General features: G+C 62.3%; 4 protein-coding genes and 1 pseudogene. 1 reads left to right on the plus strand and 4 read right to left on the minus strand.

Features of this window, described 5'->3' with window-relative positions; all coding sequences use genetic code 11:
- Positions 1-926: 926 nt before the first annotated feature.
- Positions 927-1,334: an IS30 family transposase gene (locus ACZ3J7_RS40820; protein WP_050794007.1), complete on the plus strand. Its 408-nt coding sequence runs from the start codon at positions 927-929 to the stop codon at positions 1,332-1,334.
- A gap of 502 nt (positions 1,335-1,836) precedes the next feature.
- Here ACZ3J7_RS40820 and ACZ3J7_RS40825 read toward each other — a convergent pair.
- The 4 genes and pseudogenes from ACZ3J7_RS40825 to ACZ3J7_RS40840 form a co-directional block, all read right to left on the minus strand.
- The gene (locus ACZ3J7_RS40825) at positions 1,837-2,286 is read right to left on the minus strand and encodes a DUF1931 family protein (RefSeq protein ID WP_350834955.1); all 450 of its coding nucleotides are present in this window, start codon (positions 2,284-2,286) and stop codon (positions 1,837-1,839) included.
- Between the two features lie 4 nt (positions 2,287-2,290).
- The gene (locus ACZ3J7_RS40830; protein WP_350834957.1) at positions 2,291-3,067 is read right to left on the minus strand and encodes an NAD(P)/FAD-dependent oxidoreductase; all 777 of its coding nucleotides are present in this window, start codon (positions 3,065-3,067) and stop codon (positions 2,291-2,293) included.
- Positions 3,019-3,246: pseudogene (locus ACZ3J7_RS40835) on the minus strand (thioredoxin domain-containing protein); the annotation flags it as partial. The gene ACZ3J7_RS40830 and the pseudogene ACZ3J7_RS40835, both read right to left, overlap by 49 nt.
- Before the next feature lie 14 nt (positions 3,247-3,260).
- Positions 3,261-4,604, minus strand: a 1,344-nt coding sequence (locus ACZ3J7_RS40840) for an AAA family ATPase (RefSeq protein ID WP_353802343.1), incomplete at its 5' end; no start/stop codon positions are given.

Consider the following 4,604-nt stretch of genomic DNA (forward strand, 5'->3'; position numbering starts at 1 on the left):
GGATCAAGTGTTTCGGTCATCGTCGATCCTTCCCGCCAAGCTCAGCTCGGCGTGTTGAATCAAGGACCGGATCCACCGTTATTCAGACAGTCCCCTCATACCGTCTAGGGCTGCGGCGCAGTGGTGTGCCGGGCCTACGTGTGTGAGGTTCGGGTGTAGTTGTGGGCTGCTCGTCGTGGACGGCATCACGAACCTGGCTGTAGTGCCTTGGTCAGGATGATCGTCGTTGCCGAGTTATCGGGTGCGTCGGCGGCTGTGGAGGGAAACTGTTCGAGAACGACGTCGTCGACCAGCCTGTGGAGGACGAACCAATGGAACGAGGTGGTGCTGGTGTCGATCGGTGCCGTCGTCGCGGCGAGAATTACTCGCAGGTGCTCGTTATCGATGTCGAACGTGCAGGTGAGGAAGCTGGAGGGTAGGGCATGGTCCAGGAGAATGCCGGCGGCTTCGTCGATCGCGAGAACTAGGTCGGTCAGTGAGACGGAAAGCGGTGCACCCTATGCTGGTTTCCCGCCGATGATCTGGGGGATGTCACGTCGGCGGGACGGCTCAATCCTGTACCCCGAGTTTTCCCGAGTTCGTTTGCTTTACTTCAGGCACTCGAAGACGAGTGGTCGCCGGAGCAGATTGTCGGGCATCTGAGACTGCATCACAGCGGTGACGAGGAGTTGGCGATCAGCCACGAGACGATCTACCGCTCGATCTACACTACTCGGTGGGATGTGATTCCGCAGTAGCTGTGCAAGCGCCTACGAACATGGCGGCTGATCCGAAAGAATGAGCGGCACTGTTAAAGGGCAATGGAGGTCGCAGGTCATCGATGCGCGCTCGATCGAGGATCGACCCGCCGATGCCGAGGATCGCAGCGTGACTGGACACATGGAAGGTGATCTGGTGATCGGTTCGAAGAACAGTCAGGTTGCGACATGGTAGATCGCAGGGACCGCTACTTGACGATCGTGCAGACACCCAGTCGGCATACCACCTCGGTGGTGCCCGTACTGGTGCGGGAATACGGGCGAATGGATTCGGCATTGTGTCGGAGTTTAACCTGGGATCGGGGGATGGAATTGGCCGATCACGAGCTGCTCAGTGCAGCAACGGGTATCGAGATTTTCTTTGCAGCGCCGCGTAGTCCTTGGCAGCGCGGGACGAATGAGAACACCAATAAGCTTTTACGCCAGTGTCTTACGAAAGGAATGTATCTCGGGGATCTGAGCCAGTCGGACCTCGATGCCATCGCGGCCAGGCTCAACAACCGGCCACGGAAGTGCCTCGGGTTCCGAGCGCCCGCGGAGTTTGTGGCGGAAGAGGCTGTTGCGTTGGCAGGTTGAATTTAAGGACGCTTTTCAGGAATGCGATGTCTCCTGTTCGGAGACCTGCTTGCGCAGCCTGGCCAGTTCTGTCCGTTCCGCGGCAGTGAGCGGTTGTTATCCGACTGTAGCGGCGTCGTCGATGCGTCGTCGTTCGTCGGCGACCTACTGTCCGAGCAGGTTCTTGCTTAATCCGAGGTCGTGGGCGACTTCGGCGATGGTGTGGCCGGAATCGATCACCCTGTGGCGGCTTCGACCGTGTATCGGTCGTAAACGATTTGCGCTTGCGGGACATGAGGACCTCCTCCCAGCGGAACCTTCGGTCCCGCCAGCTCGGTATCCACCATCCGGGGTGAACCCACGAGCATTTCAGCGCGGCTGAATCGCTCCGGCATTTCCGGAGCAGGACGGCATATTCGAACTCAGACACGCTGTCTGGCGTGGTGTCGATAGCCGTGGTTCGTGATTCCCGACCACGGTGTGGTGTCCCGGTGATCTACTGGTTCGCCGGGACGGGTGGTAGTCACAGGAGTAGGTGGAAGATGTCGAAGGCGACTGTCCATTGGGCTGTGCCGGGGTTCTTGCGGTCCGGTTCGATCGTGGCGAAGGTTTGCGCCAGCGCTACGCTCAACCCTCCTGCGATCAGCGGCAGTCGTTGCTCTGTCTCCTCGGAGAGGGCCACGTCCAAGGGCGGGCGGGCGGTCAGTTGATCGAGCAGCGGTTGTAGTTCGATCTCCTCGTCGAGTTTTTCGAACCGGTGGATGCTCTCTTGTAATCCTTTGGTGATCGGCAGGTCCCACGGTTCGATCACGTCGCGCAAGTTTGCTTTCGCGGAGGCTTTCCCGATCAGGATCAGGTCGTAGATCTTGTCGTCGATGAAATCGGTATAGCGCTTGAGATCGTTCCGGTCGACCTGCAGTCCGGCCGCTGCCCTGAAGAACCGCTGGAATTTCACGGTGCCCATTACTGGCATGTCGTCAGCTCCTTTCGAAGTATTCATGGATTTGGCGTACGGCCATCGCTCCTTCACCGACGGCGGATGCGACTCGTTTCACCGAACCGCGGCGGATGTCGCCCGCCGCGAACAGGCCGGGCAGGCTGGTTTCGAGCGTCCTGGACAGGCCGCCGTTGATTGGCAGGCTGCCGTCCGCTCGTGCGTGGATCGCGTCCACACCGGTGAGGACGAAGCCGTGGTCGTCGAGTGCGATCGCGTCGGCAAGCCACCCTGTGTGCGGTACTGCCCCGATGAAGACGAACAGGGCGCGCACCCGAATCGTGTCCTGGTCGCCGGTGCGATTGTCCTCGACTGCAATTGCTTCGAGGTATTTCTCGCCGTGGACCGCACGAATCTCGGTGTGCCGGTGCACGGTGACCCGCGGATGGTGTTCGATCTGGTCGACCAGGTATCGGGACATGCTCTTCCCGAGGTCATCGCCGCGGATGAGCAGGTGCACCTGTGAGACGTGCTCGGCGAGGAAGACGGCGGCCTGGCCGGCGGAGTTGCCGCCACCGACGATGGCTATCGGGTCGGTGCCGCATATCCGTGCTTCCTGATGCGTTGCGGCGTAGTACACGCTTGTTCCTTCCAGCGCCTCGATCCCCTGAACGGCCAACTTGCGGTACCGCGCCCCGGCGGCGAGCACAACGGCCCGGGCGTGCACCGACCCGCCGTCCGCCAGTCGGAGCACATGGTTCCCGGCCTCGGATCGAGCGCGGGGCTGACCATGCGACACGGGCCGCACCACGTCGCCCACAGATCGACGAGCACAGGCACCGAGGATTTTTCGGCGACCTCCGCGAAGTCACCGTCTCCTGCCGAGGCGATCCAGGGCAGCGGCTCGTGGCAGTTCCCGCAGCGAGGTTTTCCTTCCCCTGCTGCCGGGATGTTGTTGGTCTTGCCGCAGTGCGGGCACTTCACCTTGTCGGATCCCATGACGACACCTCTTCTCAGGCCGCCGCGACGGCGGGTTCGGCATACGCGACGGCAAGCTCGCCGCCGTCCACCGTGACACTGATGGTGCCACCCGGTTTGATTTCACCCCGCAACAGTGCACGGCCGATCTTGGTTTCGACCTCGTGGGCGATGTACCGGCGCAGCGGCCGCGCACCGTAGACAGGGTCGAAACCGTGTTCGGCGATCAGCCGGCGTGCCTCCGGCGTGATATCCAGGTGTATCTGGCGCTCCGACAACCTGTTCCGAAGATCGGCGAGCTGCAGTTCCACTATGTACTCGATCTGGGGCAGCGTGAGCGGGGAGAACAACACGATGTCGTCGACCCGGTTGAGGAATTCGGGGCGGAAATGCCCGCGCAGTTCCGCCAGCACCCGCTCCCGGGCGTCCGGCTTGATTTCGCCGTCGGCTGTGACCCCCTCGAGGAGATGCTGGGATCCGATGTTGGAGGTCATGATGATCACCGTGTTCCGGAAATCGACTTGCCTCCCTTGAGAATCGGTGATCCGGCCGTCGTCGAGCACCTGCAGCAGGGTATTGAAGACGTCGGCGTGGGCCTTCTCGATCTCGTCGAAGAGCACCACGGAGTACGGCTTACGCCGCACCGCCTCGGTGAGCTGGCCACCTTCGTCGTACCCGACGTACCCGGGAGGTGCACCGATGAGCCGACTCACCGTGTGCCGTTCCTGGTACTCGCTCATATCGAGGCGCACCATGTTGTCTTCACTGTCGAATAGGGCGCTGGCCAGCGTCTTTGCAAGCTCGGTCTTTCCCACGCCCGTCGGGCCCAGGAAAATGAACGAACCGATCGGCCGGCGCGGATCACGGATACCGGACCTCGCCCGGATCACCGCGTCCGCGACCAGTTGCACCGCCTCGTCCTGACCGACGACCCTCTCGTGGAGAATCTCGTCGAGCTTCAACAACTTCTCCCGCTCACCTTCCTGCAGCCGGGCGACCGGGATACCCGTCCATGCGGCCACGATCTCTGCGATCTCGTCTTCGGTGACCACTTCACGCAGCAACGGATTCCGGCCCTGCCTGGTAGCCAGTTGCTCCTCCGCCGCCTCGAGCCGGCGCTCCAGCGCGGTGATCTCGCCGTACCGCAACTCGGCGGCCCGATTGAGGTCGTAGTTGCGTTCCGCCTCCTCGGCCTCGTGGCGCAATCGTTCCAGCTCTCCCCGCAGCTCCTGCACCCGCCGGATCGCCTGCCGCTCCGCCTCCCATTGAGCGTGCCGGGCGTCGGCCTCGGCCCGCAGGTCGGCCAGCTCCTTGCGCAATTCTTCGAGGCGCGCCTTGCTGGCCGCGTCCGTTTCCTTGGACAGTGCGGCCTCTTCGAT

Source organism: Kitasatospora sp. NPDC015121 (assembly GCF_055562955.1).